The 17,107-nt window shown below is 66.9% G+C and carries 13 protein-coding genes; 9 read left to right on the top strand and 4 right to left on the bottom strand.

Features of this window, described 5'->3' with window-relative positions; all coding sequences use genetic code 11:
• Positions 1-267 precede the first annotated feature (267 nt).
• Both EV137_RS03535 and EV137_RS03530 read left to right on the top strand, forming a co-directional pair.
• Entirely contained in the window at positions 268-1,521 is a 1,254-nt protein-coding gene (locus tag EV137_RS03535; protein WP_166679760.1) for an AI-2E family transporter, read from the top strand.
• Positions 1,522-1,545: 24 nt separating this feature from the next.
• Positions 1,546-2,445 (top strand): YihY/virulence factor BrkB family protein, encoded by a 900-nt coding sequence (locus tag EV137_RS03530; RefSeq protein ID WP_134126493.1) that lies wholly within the window; start codon positions 1,546-1,548, stop codon positions 2,443-2,445.
• A gap of 1,080 nt (positions 2,446-3,525) precedes the next feature.
• On the opposite strand, the gene EV137_RS03525 is transcribed toward EV137_RS03530, so the two are convergent.
• Both EV137_RS03525 and EV137_RS03520 read right to left on the bottom strand, forming a co-directional pair.
• A complete protein-coding gene (locus EV137_RS03525; RefSeq protein ID WP_134126491.1) occupies positions 3,526-3,753 on the bottom strand; it encodes a thioesterase family protein in 228 nt (75 codons plus the stop codon).
• 1,107 nt (positions 3,754-4,860) lie between these two features.
• The gene (locus EV137_RS03520) at positions 4,861-6,087 is read right to left on the bottom strand and encodes an MFS transporter (protein WP_134126489.1); all 1,227 of its coding nucleotides are present in this window, start codon (positions 6,085-6,087) and stop codon (positions 4,861-4,863) included.
• A 105-nt stretch (positions 6,088-6,192) separates the two neighbouring features.
• Here EV137_RS03520 and EV137_RS03515 point away from each other — a divergent pair, with 105 nt between their 5' ends.
• The 5 genes from EV137_RS03515 (at position 6,193) to EV137_RS03495 (ending at position 10,680) form a co-directional block, all read left to right on the top strand.
• Positions 6,193-6,663 (top strand): winged helix-turn-helix transcriptional regulator, encoded by a 471-nt coding sequence (locus tag EV137_RS03515; protein ID WP_134009809.1) that lies wholly within the window; start codon positions 6,193-6,195, stop codon positions 6,661-6,663.
• Between the two features lie 397 nt (positions 6,664-7,060).
• Positions 7,061-7,912 (top strand): alkaline phosphatase family protein, encoded by an 852-nt coding sequence (locus EV137_RS03510; RefSeq protein ID WP_238175069.1) that lies wholly within the window; start codon positions 7,061-7,063, stop codon positions 7,910-7,912.
• 63 nt (positions 7,913-7,975) lie between these two features.
• Positions 7,976-9,238, top strand: a complete 1,263-nt coding sequence (locus EV137_RS03505) for an MFS transporter (RefSeq protein WP_134126487.1) — start codon at positions 7,976-7,978, stop codon at positions 9,236-9,238.
• Positions 9,235-10,212 (top strand): TolB family protein, encoded by a 978-nt coding sequence (locus EV137_RS03500; protein ID WP_134126485.1) that lies wholly within the window; start codon positions 9,235-9,237, stop codon positions 10,210-10,212. Before EV137_RS03505 ends, EV137_RS03500 begins: the two co-directional genes overlap by 4 nt.
• A gap of 246 nt (positions 10,213-10,458) precedes the next feature.
• Positions 10,459-10,680: a hypothetical protein gene (locus EV137_RS03495; protein WP_134009813.1), complete on the top strand. Its 222-nt coding sequence runs from the start codon at positions 10,459-10,461 to the stop codon at positions 10,678-10,680.
• 44 nt (positions 10,681-10,724) lie between these two features.
• On the opposite strand, the gene EV137_RS03490 is transcribed toward EV137_RS03495, so the two are convergent.
• The gene (locus tag EV137_RS03490; RefSeq protein ID WP_134126483.1) at positions 10,725-13,040 is read right to left on the bottom strand and encodes an FdhF/YdeP family oxidoreductase; all 2,316 of its coding nucleotides are present in this window, start codon (positions 13,038-13,040) and stop codon (positions 10,725-10,727) included.
• Positions 13,041-13,202: 162 nt separating this feature from the next.
• Positions 13,203-14,417 (bottom strand): PucR family transcriptional regulator, encoded by a 1,215-nt coding sequence (locus EV137_RS03485; RefSeq protein ID WP_134009817.1) that lies wholly within the window; start codon positions 14,415-14,417, stop codon positions 13,203-13,205.
• Between the two features lie 306 nt (positions 14,418-14,723).
• On the opposite strand from EV137_RS03485, the gene dnaK reads away from it, so the two are divergent.
• The gene (gene dnaK, locus EV137_RS03480) at positions 14,724-16,604 is read left to right on the top strand and encodes a molecular chaperone DnaK (protein ID WP_134009819.1); all 1,881 of its coding nucleotides are present in this window, start codon (positions 14,724-14,726) and stop codon (positions 16,602-16,604) included.
• Complete coding sequence (locus EV137_RS03475) at positions 16,604-17,107, top strand: nucleotide exchange factor GrpE (protein WP_134126481.1); 504 nt, start codon at positions 16,604-16,606, stop codon at positions 17,105-17,107. The genes dnaK and EV137_RS03475 overlap by 1 nt, the downstream gene beginning before the upstream one ends.

Genomic DNA, 17,107 nt, shown 5'->3' with positions numbered 1-17,107 from the left:
AGGGCCCGCGAACCGGAGGCCGAGGCGGCGGTCCCCGCGGTACGGCGGCAGGGGAGGCGGGGCATGACGACCGGACGCAGTGACGACGACAACGCACCCGGGATTTCCGCGCGACGCAGCGCCGACGCTCAGGAGGCAGCGATCCCGGATGATTCGGTTGACGCCGTGCGTCCGGACCCGATGCCTGCAGACGATGCCGAGCCGCCTGCGGCGCCGTCGCCGGCTCCCGATTCGGTTGCTGTCGAGCCGGTGGTCGTGCCGCGGTGGGTGCAGGCGATCGTGGTGGCGGTGGCCTTGTTCGCGTTGACGGCGCTCGCGCGTGCGGCGGCGCCGGTGTTGATGATCTTCCTGGTTGCTGCCGTTGTGGCATTGATCGTGAATCCGCTGGTGGTGGGGTTGCAGCGGGCGCGCGTTCCGCGCGGGATCGCCATCGTCCTGGTGTTCCTCGGCTTCTTCGTAGTGATGGGTGGCGCGGTCGCGTTGCTGGTCCGTCAGGTTGCCGTGCAGTTGGCGGCGTTCCAGGACGATCTGCCCCGTTTGATCGACTCGGCCAACGGATCGTTGGCGAATCTGCAGCAGTGGCTGGATCAGCGGGGGATCGGCATCCAGATCAAGCGCCCGGGCGAGACCGCGCTGGACACGTTGCAGGCCTCGGTACTGCGTGGCTCGGGAGACGTCGTCGCGTTCACCCGAGATCTGGTCACGACAGTCGTCGAAGCTGGTTTCGTACTCATTCTGACGCTGGTCGTCACGATCTACATGCTGATCTACGCGGGCCGGATCGGTGCCCTGACCCGGCAGGTGATGCCGTCCGGAGACGATGCCGTTGACGACGACTACCCGGCGCGGGTGCAGCAGGCGGTTTCGGGCTACGTCCGGGGGCAGCTTGCGTTCAGCCTCATTATGGGGCTCAGTGCCGGGGTGTCCTTGTGGGTGTTCGGGGCTCTCGGCATCTTCCCGTCCGGCAAGACGTACGCGGTGTTCTTCGGTGTGTTCTACGGCCTGATGGAGTTGATTCCTTACCTGGGGCCGGTTCTGGGTGCGGCGCCCGCGATTCTGGTGGCGTTGTTCCAGGGCGATCTGTGGACGGCTTTGTGGCTGCTGCTGCTGTTCGTCGTGCTGCAACAGCTGGAAGGGCATATCGTCGCGCCGCAGGTTTTCAGCCACAGCCTGCGTATCAACCCGTTGCTGGTGATGTTCGCATTGCTGCTCGGTGGGCACCTGCACGGCATCGCCGGAGCGCTGGTCGCGCTGCCGCTGGCTGCCATCGCACGCGAGACAGTTCTCTATCTGCGGCACCATCTGATGCTAGAGCCGTGGGGTACGCCGAGCGCTGCCACGCTGCGAGCTCGCCCACTGGCACCCACGATCTCTGCGGGCGCCCCACGAGCTCACAAGACCGCCGCCCATCACGGCCGCCTGCCCGGCCTGCGGCAGTTGGTGCCCCGGCTGCGCGACCGCGTCCACCGCGGCTCGGCCGACGATCGGTCATCCGGCGAACCCCGCACACCGCGCTCGTAGCGCATTGGTTCGGAGGGTCGCCTGGTGGCAACAGACAACCGCGACAGCATGCGATGGCGGCAACGACTGACCGCAGCCCCGGCACGGGCGGGTGCGGTGATCGGCGCCGCGGTGCAGAGCGCGTGGGGACACCGGGTGCTCGGGATGGCGGCGGAGATCGGCTTCTGGATGCTGCTGTCGCTGCCGCCGCTGGCGCTGTGTCTGCTCGGCCTGGTCGGCTACCTGGGGAGCGCGTTCGGCGTGGATCTCGGGACGGAGATCGAACCGCGACTCATTGAGATCGCGTCGCAAGCTCTCACTCCTGCGACCGTGAACAGTCTTGTCCGGCCTCTGGTCGACGAGGTGCTCACCAATGGGCGCGCTGACGTCGCATCGGCCGGGTTCTTGCTTGCGCTGTGGGCCGGCTCGACTGCGACAGCGAGCTACGTGAACGCGATCGCCATCGCCTACGGGCAGCGCAGCGAGCGCGGTGCGGCGCCCAGCCGGGTCCTGGCGCTCGGCATGTATCTGGCCGGCGTGGTGATCGGAGTCGTCCTGCTGCCGCTGCTGCTCGTCGGTCCACAAACCCTGATCCAGGTCCTCCCGCCGACCGGCCACGATCTGGCGCAGACCGTGCTCCAGCTCGCCTACTGGCCCAGCCTGCTCGTCTTGTCCCTGGCGGCGCTGGTCACCTTCTACCATTACGCGGTACCGCTGCGCGCGAGATGGCGCGATCACCTGCCCGGCGCCGCGGTCGCCACTGCCATTTGGCTCGCAGGTGCAGCCGCCGTACGGCTCTATCTGCGCTACGCCTTCGACACCGTCAACATCTACGGCCCGATCAGCGCCCCGATCGCCGCACTGCTGTTCTTCTACCTCACCGCACTCGCCATCCTCCTCGGCGCCGAGGCGAACGCGCAGATGCGGAGCGAATCTCGGAGGTGACGAGCAAGCGGATCGCGGCGCAAACTGGAAGGGAGACCTTCGCCTGCCCGAGGAGGGGACGGCCATGCATCGACGACACTTCAGGCGTCTCCAGCGGCACCCAGCCACCGCGACGCCGACGCAGGTCCCCTCGCCGCAGTCGCGAGGCAGCATGTCGATCGAGACCCGGATGAACGAGATGCTGATCCTCGCTCGCTACCGAGCCTGGCGCCGAGGCCACCGCCACTAGTCACTCGATCGGACTGGAGATCGGGGATGAACTGGCGGTTGGTGCCCGACGACCGGGAGGTCGCGGTGCTGTACCGACGTGCCGAGAATCTGCTGGAGACCCTGGGACGCGGCGAAACGAGCGAGCGGTTGCTACCCGCAGTACTCGACCGAAGGCCATGCGTTGGCTGCGTTGCAACGGACAGCGGCAGTACGGCGGGACGCGCTGGACGCATGCGCCGTACCGGCGGTCGAACCCCGCTACAGCACCCGGCCCCGGCTGTTCGCAGCGGGCCGGGAGCGGAGTCCCCTGCGGGCGGTGTGGATTTCGCAGTCCGAAACGGAGACTCTCGCGGCGGCTCTCCGAGCCATGAACCTTGCGCTGACGCCGCGCGACCGGGTCGCCGTGGTCGATCCGGATCAGCGCCGACGGCTGGATGCATTAGCCGCACTCTTGGATGAATTCGAGCCGGACCCCCAAGCTCTGGGTCGGCCCGCGGCGCTTGACAGACCGCAGAGAGCTCCTCAAGCCGCTCGCCCGGCTGGTCGCTCTGCTGAACTAGATCCGTCTCGGCCCGATCCATCAGCAGCGCCGAAGTATTGCCTACTATCCGCGGCCCCCGACCAGCCGTACGTCAAGCTGATAGCGCTCCTCGTAGCGGGTGAGGTAATCAAGCACGTGGGCGACCAACGTGGTTCTGCCTCCGCCGATCTGGCCTCGTCCCCGGCCAGGATTCATGATCCTCGACGCTGCTCCGGAACCTGGGCGGGCGCGAGGGCCGCATGTGGCCGCCGCTGCGAACCTTCTCCCCTACCCGGTACTCGTCACTGCCGGGCTGGATGATGCCGCCATGGACCAGCGACAGCGGACACCTAGCCCGCGGGCGTAAAATTTCTCACCCGCGTGAACACCTGCTCCTGATGGAAGACTCGCTCGTCCCAGCCCAGGATCTGGGTGGTGATCTCGAACCGGTCGAATAGCTGCCAGGACCGGCGGTACTTCATGGTCGACGCCACGATCACCGGCGCCCAGCATTTCGCGCGGGCGACCGGGAACATGCCGAGATCGCGGAACTGGTTGTTCCGGGCAACATCCATCATCTGCTGCTGCTGGGGACTCTGCGCTGCGACTGTCTTCGGCTAGCAGGATGCCTAGGTTGTTCAGTGTTCCAGCAAGGTAGGCAAGTGGGCGGTGGGGTTCGCGTCGGCGAGTTGCCGGCGGATGGCAGTGCTTTGTTTGGCTGCGGCGAGGGCTTCGTCGAGGCGGCCGGCTCGCCCGAGCCGGCGATGGGACGACAGACCGGATCAGCCCGGTGGGATCGAGCAGTGTTCCGGCGTCGCCGTGTGCCCTGATCAACTCTGTTCCAAGCCGCCTCGGTGACAGGTGTCAGCTGCAGAGGCGGGACCCAACCCTTGGACAGCTGCTCGAGCCGTTGCCGACGGACGATCCAGCGCTGCGTGCGCAGGTCGACGCCGCTCACCGTGACCAAGTCGAACGCGGCGTAGGAGGCGGGACGCTCGGCCGCCCTTGGCTCGGGCCTTCGCGGGGCTGGTAACGAGGCGACCTCGCGGGTTTCGCGGTGCTTCACCTTGACCCGGGCGTCGCGGCGGCCCGGCGTGTAGCGCGAGGCTGCGCCTTTGACGACGAGTCCTTCGACCCTCATCGCGGCGGGCAACACCTCGACCCACTCGGTGGAGCGTCGGCGGAGTCCTCGGACCGATCAGCCACCCCGACGTCGTGTACATCGGTGAGCTCGTCGTCGTCGGCCGCGCCGTGCCGCTGCCGATGACAAGCCCGCGGATTGTTGTGTGGCCGCGTTGGACGGGCTGCCGCGGCTGGAGTAGCGATGAGTCCCGCGCGTCGTCGGACTGAGACCGCGCAGGTGCGGATCCCGGCCGAGCTGGCCGGGCCGGTCGAGGTTGCGCTTGCGCGGTCGGTCGATCAGATCCCCGGCCCGGGGCGATGCAGGGCGGGTCACGGTATGAGGTGAAGTGGGACCGTTACCTTCACTGAACTGGTCGAGCCGGTGGCGCGGGTGGGTTGTCCAGCTGTGAGGAGCGGAGGAGCTGGGCAACGACGAGTCCTGTTTCTACGAGTTCGGTGAACGCTCTCTACTGAACTGTTTTGAGTAGGCCGGTTGGCTTTCGCGATGTGAGGTGACGGTGCCTGATTCGCGTGACCCACCGGGAAGCGGTGCGTCATGCGGATCAGTCGGTGGAGGCGGTCTCGAGGGCGCGTTCCTGTGGAGCCGCCTCGCGCAGAGACCTGCGGACGACGGTGGCGCCGATCAGTGAGATGCCGAAGACCACGCTGAACGCGATCGCGCCGTTGGCCAGTGCGGTCATCAATCCGTTGGCGGTGACGATCGCACCCAGGGCCGGAGCGCCGATGCCCTGGGAGATGTAGCCGAGGAGGTAACCGCCGGAGACCATGCTCGCGCGGTGGTGTGGCGCGGCGTACCGGTTCAGGATGGTCAGCCCGCCGGCGAAGTCGAAGGAGTATCCGATTCCGGCACAGGCCGAGGCGAGGAAGAAGACCACGATCGAGTGCGTCGTACCGGTGACGACGAACAGCCACACCGCGCCGGATGAGAAGACGGCGCCAACGATCACGGCGGTCCAGAGGTCCAGTCTCTTGGCCAGCAGGGCGGTGGCCGAGATCGAGACGGCGAAGACCGACAGCAGTGCACCGGTGAGCAGGGCGTTGTCCGAACGCGCGAGCTGATGAGCGATCTTGGCGCCGAGCGGAAGCACCAGCGATCCGAGCATGAACGACGAGGCGAACGCGATCGAGCCGGCCGCGAATATCCCGCGATTGCCGCGTGGGATGACGATCGCGCGGATCCGCCAGCGCGATCGCGCCTCGTCGGGTGTGTGCCGCGGCAACCCGAGGGCGAAGAAGACGACGACAAGGATCATCAGCGCCAGTACGACGAAGGTCAGCCGGAGCGGGTACGGCGCGTATTGCGACAACCCGCCGCCGACCAGCATCGCCAGTGCGATGCCCAAGGCGGAGACGGCGGTGCCGATCGCGCCGGCGCGCTTGTCGGCGCCGGCTGTGCTGAACTCGACCATGGCCACGCTCGCCGGGCTGAGTGACAGGCCGACGCCCAGCCCCATGAAGGCGCGACCGACCAGCAACAGGGTGACGTCCGTGGCCAGGACGAACAGCAGTACGCCGACAAGTTCGGCGGCCAGGCCCAGCAGGATCGCCGCCCGCCGGCCGATGTGGTCGGACAGGTTCCCGAAGATGACAAGGACAGGGATCAGTGCGATCGGATAGGCGGCGAAGATCCAGGCCACCGTGGTCGACGTGAGCCCCCACTCTGCCTGATAGAGCGGGTAGATCATCGTCGGGCACGCGCTGGTCCACAGCGCCAGCGCGACGACCGCGCCGGCTGTCCAGAAACTGGCGCGCTCACTGAGCGATCGCACGGATCCTCCAAGTGCTGCGGCAGACCGCCGCGTAGCTGAGTTGATTTTCTGAACCTAGCATCTTCTGGGTATAGTTTCATAACTCAGCTCGAAAGGCGGGACGACATGCCAAAGTCGCTAGGCAAGGACTCGACCTGCTCGATCGCGCGCAGCCTCGAAGTGCTTGGCGACCGCTGGACGCTGCTGATCCTGCGCGAGGCGCTGATCGCGGGATCGACCCGGTTCCAGGAGTTCCGCGAGGCACTTGGCATCGCCCCGAATCTGCTGACCCAGCGGCTCACGTTCCTGATCGACGAGGGTCTGCTGACCCGTCGTACGTATCGGGAAGAAGGCGCGCGGGCGCGGGACGAGTACGTTCTGACCGAGACCGGCCGCAGTCTCAACCTGGTGATCGCCGCGCTCAGCGATTGGGCAAGGACGTGCCGGCCGCGTCCGGACGGGACTTCACCGGCGTTTGTTGTCGAGGACTCCGGAGCGCCGGTGCGATTGGCGTTCGTGACGGGGGACGGCGACCAGGTGAACGCGCAGCGGTTGGTCGCCCGTCGTACCCCCGATCGTGAACTCGCCGGCCCCTGACGCTGCGCCGCCTGACTCGTGGTCGGTACGTCAGTGGCGTGAGCGCCTGGGGTCCGACTTGTCTTGAACTGCCTGACCGGGGACGACTGCCGGACAGGGCCCGCTCTGACTGACCCGCGCCTAGTGGCTGATCCGGTAGGCAGTGGTGAGTCCCACAGGGTGGCGCGCGGATCTTCGGTCGGCAGGACGGTGCGGCTTGGCGTGCTCGGTAGCCTCGCCCGCGCTGCGTGTGGTGTCTCGCTGTGCGACGGGGATGTTTCTGAGAGTGAGCGTGGTTTGTTTACCTCGCGCACATCTCGGGTGCTCGCTGTATTGGGCTCAGGGCGGCTGTCGGCTCACAGGATTGGTCGCGGCTCTGATGCTTAGTCAGGGCCGGCCCATCGTGTGAGGAGGAATCGTGATACGCAAGCGCATCGCGGCCGTGGTCTGTGCGGCGGCCGGCGTCATCGCTTCGGTGACGGTTGTCCACGGTAGCTCGTCCCCCGCGCAAGCGGCGACCAGCGTCCCGGTCTTCGACCACATCGTGTTGGTGATGTTCGAGAACCACGCGTACTCGCAGATCAACGGCAGCTCCAGTGCCCCGACGTTCAACAGCCTGGCGAGCCAGGGCGCGAAGTTCACGCAGGCGTACGGCGTGACGCACCCCAGCGAGCCCAACTACCTGGCGATCTTCACGGGAAAGACGCAGGGCATCACCGACGACAGCTGCCCGCACACCTTCAGCGGGAACAATCTCGGCAACCAGCTGATCGGCGCGGGCAAGTCTTTCAAGGGTTACTCGGAGAGCATGCCGTCCGACGGCTACACCGGTTGCTCGAGCGGCACGTACCGGCGCAAGCACAACGGCTGGGTCAACTTCAGCAACGTACCGGCGGCCAGCAACCTGAGGTACTCCGTCTTCCCGAGCTCGACCAACTACGCCAGTCTGCCGACGGTGTCGTTCGTAAGCCCGAACATGTGCAACGACATGCACGACTGCTCGGTTGGCACGGGTGACACCTGGCTGAAGAACAACCTGACGGCGTACGCGTCCTGGGCGAAGACCCACAACAGCCTGCTGATCATCACGTTCGACGAGGACAACGGCAGTTCGTCGAACCACATCTTCACCGCGTTCGTCGGCGCGCACACCCAGGTCGGCACCTTCTCCAACCAGATCAACCACTACAACGTCCTGAGCACCATCGAGAGCGCGTACGGGCTGACGCACCTGAACTCGGCCGCGGAGATCACCAACGTCTGGAACTGATCATCGACCCCGCTCGCGGCACGTCCGCGAGCGGGGTCCGACATCGCCACGGAGGTGATCCTCGTGTACCTGTCCTCGATCGACCGTCCGCACGCCGCGCACCCGTCGCGTCGACGATCGCTGTTCCACGTGAGTGGCAACGTCTTCGCACTCGGCGCGGTCAGCCTGATCACCGACATCTCTTCCGAGATGGTGACCGCGGTGCTGCCGGTGTACCTGATGATCGGCCTGCACCTGAGCCCTGCCGTGTACGGCGTGGTCGACGGCACCTACACCGGCGCGACGGCGCTGTTGCGGCTGGTCGGCGGGTACGTCGCAGACCGGACACGCCGGCGCAAGTTCATCGCGGGACTCGGCTACGGGTTCTCGGCGGTGGCGAAACTCGGCCTGCCGGCCGCAGGCAACGCCGTCGGCGTGATCGGCGCGGTGATCGCGATCGACCGCACCGGCAAGGGCCTGCGGACGGCGCCGCGCGATGCACTGATCACCTTGTCCACGCCGCCGCAGTTGTACGGCCGCGCGTTCGGTGTGCATCGGATGATGGACACCGTCGGAGCGTTCGCCGGGCCGCTCGTGGCGTTGGGCATTCTGGCGGCGACGGGTCAGGCGTACGACGCCGTGTTCGTGGCGAGCTTCTGCATTGCGGCGTTCGGCGTACTCGTGCTGGTGCTGTTCGTGCGGGACCGCGGCGGCGAACAGCCGTCGAAGGGCACAGTGGCGCTCTCATCGCTGGGCGGTCTGCTGCGGATTGCGCCGGTACGTCGGCTGGTGCTGGCCGCGTGCCTGGCTGGAATGGTGACCATCGGCGACGGCTTCGTCTACCTGTTGCTGCAGCGGCGGGAGGACCTGAGTGTCGGCTGGTTCCCGTTACTTGCTGTCGGCACCAATCTCTCCTACCTGCTGCTCGCCACGCCGCTGGGCGTGCTCGCCGACAAGATCGGTCGGCAGAAGGTCGTGCTGGCCGGATACACCGCGCTGATGCTGGTCTACCTGTTGCTGTTCGGACCGTTCGGTGGCTGGCCGCTGCTGGTTGTCGTGCTCGCGCTGTACGGGCTCTTCTACGCGTCCACGGACGGCGTACTGATCGCTCTGGCCGGACCGGTACTGCCCACCGGAGTACGTACGACGGGGATCGCGCTGATCCAGACCGGGCAGGCGATGGCGTACCTGGTGTCGTCGGTGCTGTTCGGGTTGGCGTGGACGGTGTGGGGACCGGCAAGTGCGATACGGATCGCTGCGGTGCTGGTTGCTGTGGCCGTGTTCGCGGTTGCTTTGCTCCTGCGCGGAATCCCGTCCACCGACGCCGACGAGGAGCAGCCGGCATGACACGGCGGATAGTGCTCGCCCTGGTCGGCGCCGTTGTGCTGGCCATGGTCGCGGTCGGGTACGGCGTACTCACGAGCGCGCGCGAGCACACGACGGTGGCTGCGGCCAATGCGCTGAGCCTCGTGGGGCCGCGGATCATGTTCCGCAGCACAGCACCGGACAGCAAGGGGCACCTGGCCTTGGTGGCGAAGGACGATCCGGACGGGCCACGCTCGGTTTCCGCACTCGGCTGTCTGCGGGTGTACGCGGCCGCAGGCACCGGCGCCTGCCTGCGACAAGACGGTGCGTTGACCACGTTCCAGATCGCCATCCTGGACCGGAACCTGAACGTGGAGAAGGCGATTCCCCTGGTCGGCGTACCGAACCGGACCCGGGTGTCCGGCGATGGGCGACTGGTGGCCTGGACAGTATTCGTTGCGGGCGACTCGTACAACCACGGCCGCTTCTCCACCCGCGCCGGGCTGATCGACCTGAGGTCCGACGATATGGTCGACTCGCTGGAATTCCTGTCGGTGACGCTGGACGGGCACCCTTACACCGCTCCCGACCTCAACTTCTGGGGCATCACCTTCGCCGCCGACGACAATCTCTTCTACGCGACGATGTCCACCGGCGGGAATCGATACCTGGTCGAAGGCGACATCGCGGCAAAGACAGTGCGAACCATCGCGAAGAACGTCGAATGCCCATCATTGTCACCCGACGGAACACGCATCGCCTTCAAGTCGGCGATCGACGGGGACCCCGCGAAGGGATGGCGACTGTCCGTACTCGACCTGGCATCAGGCACGAGAACACCGCTCGCCGAAGCCCGCAGCGTGGACGACCAGCCCGCATGGCTGGACGCGAACACCATCGGCTACTCCATTCCGCGCGGCACCGGCGACTCGGACGTCTGGGTGGTTCCCGCCGACGGCTCCGGCAGCCCACGTCTGCTCATCCCGCACGCAGAATCCCCGGCCGCGCTCGGCTGATCGCGACCCGGGCCGCTTGGGGTCAGCTGGCGAGACTACGGTCACGCGCGAACCGGGAGGAACGCCAGGGGCGGGCCCCCGCTTAGCCCCGCCCCTGACGAGCTTTCCCCGACGCTGTTCAAAACGACCAGCAAGCAGGAAGCGTTACGAGCAGGTGACCGTTCAAACGATGTCTGTCCGGACGCACAGATCGCGTTGTTCAAGGCTACAAATCGCAGGGAGGTGGCCCTCGATTAGCCTGATGACATGACGAGAGATCCGAGTAACGAGGTCAAGGCCGTCACCACCGACCCGAGTGTTGTGGCCGAGGATGCGGACTACGAACTCGACGCCGCGAAGGCCAGCGAACCCGACGACGCGCTCGGTGCCGAATCCGCGGAGCAGTCCTTCGATCCGACCGCGACGACAGCACTTGAGTCGGACCTACAGAATCTGAAGAGCGCCGCGGAGGCGTTGGAAAGCGACTGATCCAAAGGCAGCTGTCCGTCAGGACAATTCGTCCGCCGTCGCGTTCACTGACCTGACGAGGTGACGCGGACCATGATGTTCTTCATCAAGGGTTGATCGCTCTGTCGGCTGTAGTCGTTGTGCGCGACCAGTACGTTCATCTCGGGCATGTAGCCGGCAGCGCTGCCACGAGGTACGTCGTACGTCAATGCCCGGTATTCATGCAGCGAGCGCGTCGTTCCGTCTCGCGCGGTCGCGGTGATGTCGACCAGATCGCCTTCGCTGATTCCGCGGGCGCGCATGTCGTCGGCGTTCATGAGGATCAGGGTGCGCAGGTTCTTCACGCCGCGGTAGCGGTCGTTGTCGGAGTAGATCGTGGTGTTCCACTGGTCGTGCGAGCGCATCGTCTGCAGCACCAGTACGTCGTCCGATGCGGGGATCACGTCGGGGAGCCCAGCGGTGGAGAACTCGGCTCGTCCCGACGGGGTGTGGAAGACGAGTTCCCGTGCAGGTTGGCGGAGGCGGAAACCGAGCGGCCGGCGGACTCTGCGGTTGAAGTCCTCGAATCCGTCGAGCGCCTTGGCCATCACATCGCGGATCCGGTCATAGTCGTCGACGTACCACTCCCACGGGGTCGAGCTCTCGGGCAGCGTGGCGCGGGCCATCCCCGCGATGATCGCAGGTTCGGACAGCAGGTACGGCGAGGCCGGGCGCTTCCTGCCCGTGGAGAGATGCACCATGCTCATCGAGTCCTCGACCGAGGTGGATTGCCGGCCACCTTGCTGCATGTCCAGTTCGGTCCGTCCGAGACACGGGAGGATAAGCGCCTGCCGCCCGTGCGTGAGGTGGCTGCGATTGAGCTTGGTGCTGACGTGGACTGTCAAGTCGCACTGTCGCAGCCCTTGAGCGGTGAAGGCGGTGTCCGGCGCGGCGAGTGCGAAGTTGCCGCCCATCCCGACGAAGACCTTGACTGTCCCTGTGTTCATGGCTGCGACAACGTCGACTGTGTCCAGGCCGTGCTCGCGGGGTGGTTCGATCTTGCAGGCCTCGGCGAGTCGGTCGAGGAACTGCGGCGTGGGGCGGTGGTCGATCCCGCAGGTGCGGTTGCCTTGGACGTTGCTGTGCCCGCGTACCGGCGACGGTCCGGCGCCTTCTCGTCCTAGGTTTCCGCGCAGCAGTAGGAGGTTGACGATCTCGCGGACGGTGTCGACACCGTGCTCGTGCTGGGTGACGCCGAGGCACCAGCTGATCAGAGTGCGCTTGGACCGGGAGTAGATCTCGGCCGCACGCCGGATGTCGGTCTCGGACAGGCCGGACTGCCGTTCGAGGTCGCTCCATTCCGTTGCCTCGCACAGCTCGCGGTACTTTTCGAAGCCGTGCGTGTGGCGCTCGAGGAAGACCTCGTCGAGCGCCTTCGGATCGGTCCGGTGCTCCTCCAGCACGGCCTTCGCAATTCCGCGGAGTAGGGCGAGGTCGCCCCCGGGCCGGACCTGGAGATTCAGCGTGCTCGTGGGTGTGGACTTGAACAGGGCCATGTCGACGATCTCGTGCGGCACAATGGTCCGCCGGGCCGCGGCCTCGACCAGCGGATTGATGTGCACGACCTGCGCCCCGCGACGATACGCGTCGGACAGTGCGGTCAGCATTCGCGGGGCGTTCGAAGCCGCGTTGACGCCGATGATGAACAGCGCCTCGGCGGACTCCCAGTCCTTGAGATCGGCCGTGCCCTTCCCGGTGCCCAGTGCGGCCTGGAGTGCGCGGCCGGACGCCTCGTGGCACATGTTCGAGCAGTCCGGCAGGTTGTTGGTGCCGTACTCGCGGGCCATCAACTGGTAGAGGAACGTGGCCTCGTTGCTCAGCCGCCCGGAGGTGTAGAACGCCGCTTGGTCCGGACTGTCCAGGGCCCGGAGTGTCGCGCCGATGAGGTCGAACGCCGCCTGCCATTCGATCGGTACGTAGTGATCGGTCGCAGCGTCGTACACCATCGGTTCGGTCAGCCGGCCGACGTCCTCGAGCGCGAAGTCCGTCCAGGTCTCGAGCTCGGCCACGGTGTGTTCGGCGAAGAACTCGCGCCCCGCGCGCTTCGGGGTCATCTCCCAGGAGACGTGTTTGATGCCGTTCTCGCAGATGTCCAGTTTCAGCCCGTCGGTGGCGTCGGGCCAGGCGCAGCCGGGACAGTCGAATCCGCCGCTCTCGTGGTTCATGGTGAGCATGGCGCGGGTTCCGGATACAACCGTGTGTTCTCGGCCGAGCACCCGGGCTACCGACAACGCCGCACCCCAGCCGGCGGCCGGGTGGTGGTAGTCCTTCTGCGACCACTCCCGGTCGGTCGTCGGTCCATCGCCGCCTGCGCGGACGTCGTCCACCGTGTCGTCGCTCATCGCTACCGTGCTCCCTGCTCGCGGATCAGGACTGCTTTGAGGTTAGTTACGAGTCTGCACCCGAGGGTGTGACGGGCCGAGACGTTGTGGACGCCGACGAACGATGTTGTGCCTCGCGACAGCTCTCCGATCCGGTCGTCCGTCCGGACGGCCGTCGGCTCGTCAGTTGTGGCCGTGGGTGGTGGTTGCATCCGGGCTGATTTGAACGGCGTACGACGCTGCGGCCAGCTCGGCGGCGTCGTTCGGGTCCGACAGTGAACGTCCGGTGAGTTCTTGCAGTCGACGGAGCCGGTAACGAACTGTGTTCGGATGGCAGTGCAGCACACGGCCGGCGTGCTCGGCCGAGCCGTCGTGATTCAGATAGGCAGTGAGCGTTTCCAGCAGGATGGCGCGGTCGTCGGACGGCAGTGCGAGTACGGTTCCGAGAACCGCCTGGGTGATCCGCCGTCCTTCAGCCGGGTCCAACGCCAGGAGTGCGGCCAGCGGGCTCGGGTCGAACAGGCGCACCTCGGCGCGACCCGCCGGAACCGCGCTGAGCGCCGTACGTGCCAGGTGCAGGGCTCGCGGGGTGTCCGACAACGACGGGTACGGCGGACTCACTCCGGTCCGTGCCGTCACGGTTTCGCGCAGTGTGGACAGGACTCGGTCCTGCTGCTCGAGGGGGACTGCCACTAGCCCCAGCTGTAGGGCAGGGGTCAATCGCCAACCGGAGACCACACCACGATCGGACAGTCGGCGTTCGATCCCGGGCAGGCTCTCCTCGGCCAAGCCACGGGTTTCGGCGGCGACGACGATCAGTTGCGCGCCTGGTGGGAGTCCGAGCAGCGATGCGGCCTCCCAAGGCCCACCATCGGGTCCTGGTTGACCAGTGAGCAAAGCTTCGACCAGCGCGCCCCGGCGCTGCTGGCGGGCGAGCAGGATCTCTGCGGTTGCCGCGCGGTAGGCCTCGGTGACCGCGAGTGCGTGTTCGTCGGTGAACTGCCAGATCAGACTGGCCGCTGACAGTAGGGCGTCAACCGCTGACTGGCCACGGCTCTCGCGGGCGTGCGCGACCAGGGCATCCCAGAGGGTCGCGAAGCAGATCCGGTACGCCTGGAGTACCTCGGGCAACGGCGCAGACTGCTGGGCGCGCCGACGCCCGGTGTCTCGTGGAGCGGCGAGATCGCGCGGTTCCTCGGGCGCGCGGAGGGCGCTGACCAGGAACCGAAGGTTATGGCCGACCGAGCGGCGCAGGTCGGCGACCGATACCACCGCGCCACCGTGGTAGAAGGGCACCCGGGCCAGGATCGCGGTGCAAGCGTTCTCCGCGAGTTGGGGCAACTGTGACTCGGCCCAGGCGGCGAGATCAGCCAGGTCGGTCGGTTGGTTGTCGCTCATGTCCTCGCTCTCATGACAGGTCGTGCTCTTCTGCTATCTCAGCACACCGTCGGCCAGGAGGCATTGACCCGCGACAGTGGGTTGTTGGCCGTTGGCCGGTCCAACACAGTGTCGGCAGTCGACCGACGCCGACTTCTGGCGCGCCGGACAACGGCAGCAGTAACGTCGAACAAATCCCACTGCGATCTACCGCCGGCTTGCCCGGCCGGCGGTAGCGTTCCAGCGTGCCTGAGGATCCCGGCACGGGCTGATGCCTGAGGCAACAAGAACCGTGCCGGCGGACGACCGAGACGGACGGAGACGGACATGGCGAAGGCAGTCGGTATCGACCTGGGCACCACCAACTCGGTGATCGCCGTCGTGGAAGGCGGCCAGCCCACGGTGATCCCGAACAGCGAAGGATCCCGCACCACACCCTCGGTGGTGGCGTTCACCGATGACGGTGAGCGTTTGGTGGGTAACCTCGCGCGGCGGCAGGCGATCCTGAACCCGAAGGGCACGATCTACTCGGCGAAGCGGTTCATCGGCCGGCGGTACGACGAGGTCACGAGTGAGATGACCGCGGTGTCGTTCGATGTGGTCGAGGGGCCGGACGGGTCGGTGCGGTTCGACGTACGGGGGAAGCTGTACGCGCCGGAGGAGATCTCCGCGCTGGTGTTGCGCAAGCTCGTCGAGGACGCGTCGAAGTTCCTGGGGGAGAAGGTGACCGAGGCGGTCATCACGGTTCCGGCGTACTTCAACGACACGCAGCGGCAGGCGACCAAGGACGCCGGGAAGATCGCAGGTCTGGAGGTACTGCGGATCATCAACGAGCCGACCGCGGCGGCGCTGGCGTACGGGCTGGACAAGCAGGAGAACGAGACCGTTCTGGTGTTCGACCTGGGTGGCGGCACGTTCGATGTCAGCGTTCTGACGGTCGGTGACGGTGTGGTCGAGGTGTTGTCGACGTCGGGTGACGGGCATCTGGGTGGTGACGACTTCGACCGGCGGCTGGTCGACTACCTGGCGGACGAGTTCAAGAAGACCGAGGGGGTAGATCTGCGGGAGGACGCGCAGGCGTTGCAGCGGTTGTTCGAGGCGGCCGAGAAGGCGAAGGTCGAGCTGTCGTCGGTGTCGCAGACGCAGGTGAACCTGCCGTTCGTGACCGCGACGTCGACGGGTCCGAAGCATCTGGTGGTGACCGTGATGCGGTCGACGTTCGACGAGATCACGCATGATCTGGTGGAGCGATGCCTGGGGCCGGTGCAGCAGGCGATGGCGGACGCGAAGGTGACGGCGAACGACATCGACGAGGTGATCCTGGTCGGCGGGTCGACGCGGATCCCCGCCGTACAGCAGCTGGTCCGGCGGTTGACGGGTGGCAAGGACCCGAACATGACCGTGAATCCGGACGAGGTGGTCGCGATCGGCGCCGCGACGCAGGCCGCGATCATCAAGGGTGAGCTGAAGGACGTGCTGCTGCTCGACGTGACGCCGTTGTCGCTGGGTGTGGAGACGCTGGGCGGGATGATGACGAAGGTCATCGAACGGAACACGACGATCCCGGCGCGGCGGACGGAGACCTTCAGTACGGCGGAGGACAACCAGAACGCGGTCGACATCGTGGTCCTGCAGGGCGAGCGGGAGCGGGCCGCGGACAACCGGGTGATCGGACGGTTCCGGCTGGAGGGGATCCGGCCGGCGGGGCGTGGTGAGCCGCAGGTCGAGGTCACGTACGACATCGACGCGAACGGGATCCTGAACGTGTCGGCGAAGGACAAGGACACCGGGGTCGAGCAGCGGATCACGATCACCGAGAGCTCGGCGCTGGATCCGGGCGAGGTCGACCGGATGGTCGCGGACGCCGAACAGCACCGGACCGAGGACACCCGGCTGCGCGAGGAGGTCGACGCGCGCAACGAGCTGGACGCGGTCGCCTACCAGGTCGACCGCCGGCTGACCGAGCTCGGCGACACGGTCGCGGTGCACGAGAAGGCTCGTGCGGAGACGTTGGTGGCCGATGCGCGGCAGGCGGTGAAGGAAGGTGCTGGGCTCGACCGGGTGCGGCCGCTCACGCAGGAGTTGCAGCAGGTGTACCAGGGCCTGCTGGCCAGCCGGTCCCCAGATGGCCCGCCGCCCGGCCAGTCCGGTAAGCAGGACTCGGCCGCGGACGACGACGTGATCGACGCCGACTTCACGGTCGACTGATGTCGGGCGAGCAGTCGGACACGGCCGCCACCTCAGCTGAAGAATCGGCAGCCGTCGTCGACGAGGAGCCGGACAAGGATGAGGAGATCGCTCGTCTCGACGATCAGTTGCGTCGTACGGCGGCTGACCTGGACAACCTGCGGAAGCGGTACCAGCGCGACCTGGACCGGGAACGGTCCGCCGAGCGTTCTCGGGCTGCGGCCACCTGGTTGCCGGTCGTCGACAACCTCGAGCTGGCTCTGCAACACGCCGACAGCGGCGCGGAGGCGGTCGTCGAAGGGATCAAGGCGGTCCACGAGCAGGCCGTCGCGGCGCTGGGCCGGCTCGGGTATCCGAGGTTCGACCCGGTTGGTGAGCCGTTCGACCCGGCCGTGCACGAGGCCGTCAGCACGATCGCCGACCCGAACGCCGAACCCGGCACGGTGATCGCCGTGGTCCGGCCGGGATACGGGACCGCGGACGAGCCCCTCCGGCCGGCCTCGGTCGTCGTCGCGAAGCAGTAG

Source organism: Kribbella pratensis, assembly GCF_004366075.1.
Classification (GTDB): Bacteria; Actinomycetota; Actinomycetes; order Propionibacteriales; family Kribbellaceae; genus Kribbella; species Kribbella pratensis.
This window is presented reverse-complemented; position numbering and strand designations above follow the sequence as displayed.

What these genes read in the sequence shown, in the direction of transcription:
- EV137_RS03525 (WP_134126491.1), bottom strand. Translation starts at nt 3,753, where the DNA reads ATGATGGATGTTGCCCGGAACAACCAGTTCCGCGATCTCGGCATGTTC.
- EV137_RS03515 (WP_134009809.1), top strand. Translation starts at nt 6,193, where the DNA reads ATGCCAAAGTCGCTAGGCAAGGACTCGACCTGCTCGATCGCGCGCAGC.
- EV137_RS03500 (WP_134126485.1), top strand. Translation starts at nt 9,235, where the DNA reads ATGACACGGCGGATAGTGCTCGCCCTGGTCGGCGCCGTTGTGCTGGCC.
- EV137_RS03495 (WP_134009813.1), top strand. Translation starts at nt 10,459, where the DNA reads ATGACGAGAGATCCGAGTAACGAGGTCAAGGCCGTCACCACCGACCCG.
- EV137_RS03490 (WP_134126483.1), bottom strand. Translation starts at nt 13,040, where the DNA reads ATGAGCGACGACACGGTGGACGACGTCCGCGCAGGCGGCGATGGACCG.
- EV137_RS03485 (WP_134009817.1), bottom strand. Translation starts at nt 14,417, where the DNA reads ATGAGCGACAACCAACCGACCGACCTGGCTGATCTCGCCGCCTGGGCC.
- dnaK (WP_134009819.1), top strand. Translation starts at nt 14,724, where the DNA reads ATGGCGAAGGCAGTCGGTATCGACCTGGGCACCACCAACTCGGTGATC.
- EV137_RS03475 (WP_134126481.1), top strand. Translation starts at nt 16,604, where the DNA reads ATGTCGGGCGAGCAGTCGGACACGGCCGCCACCTCAGCTGAAGAATCG.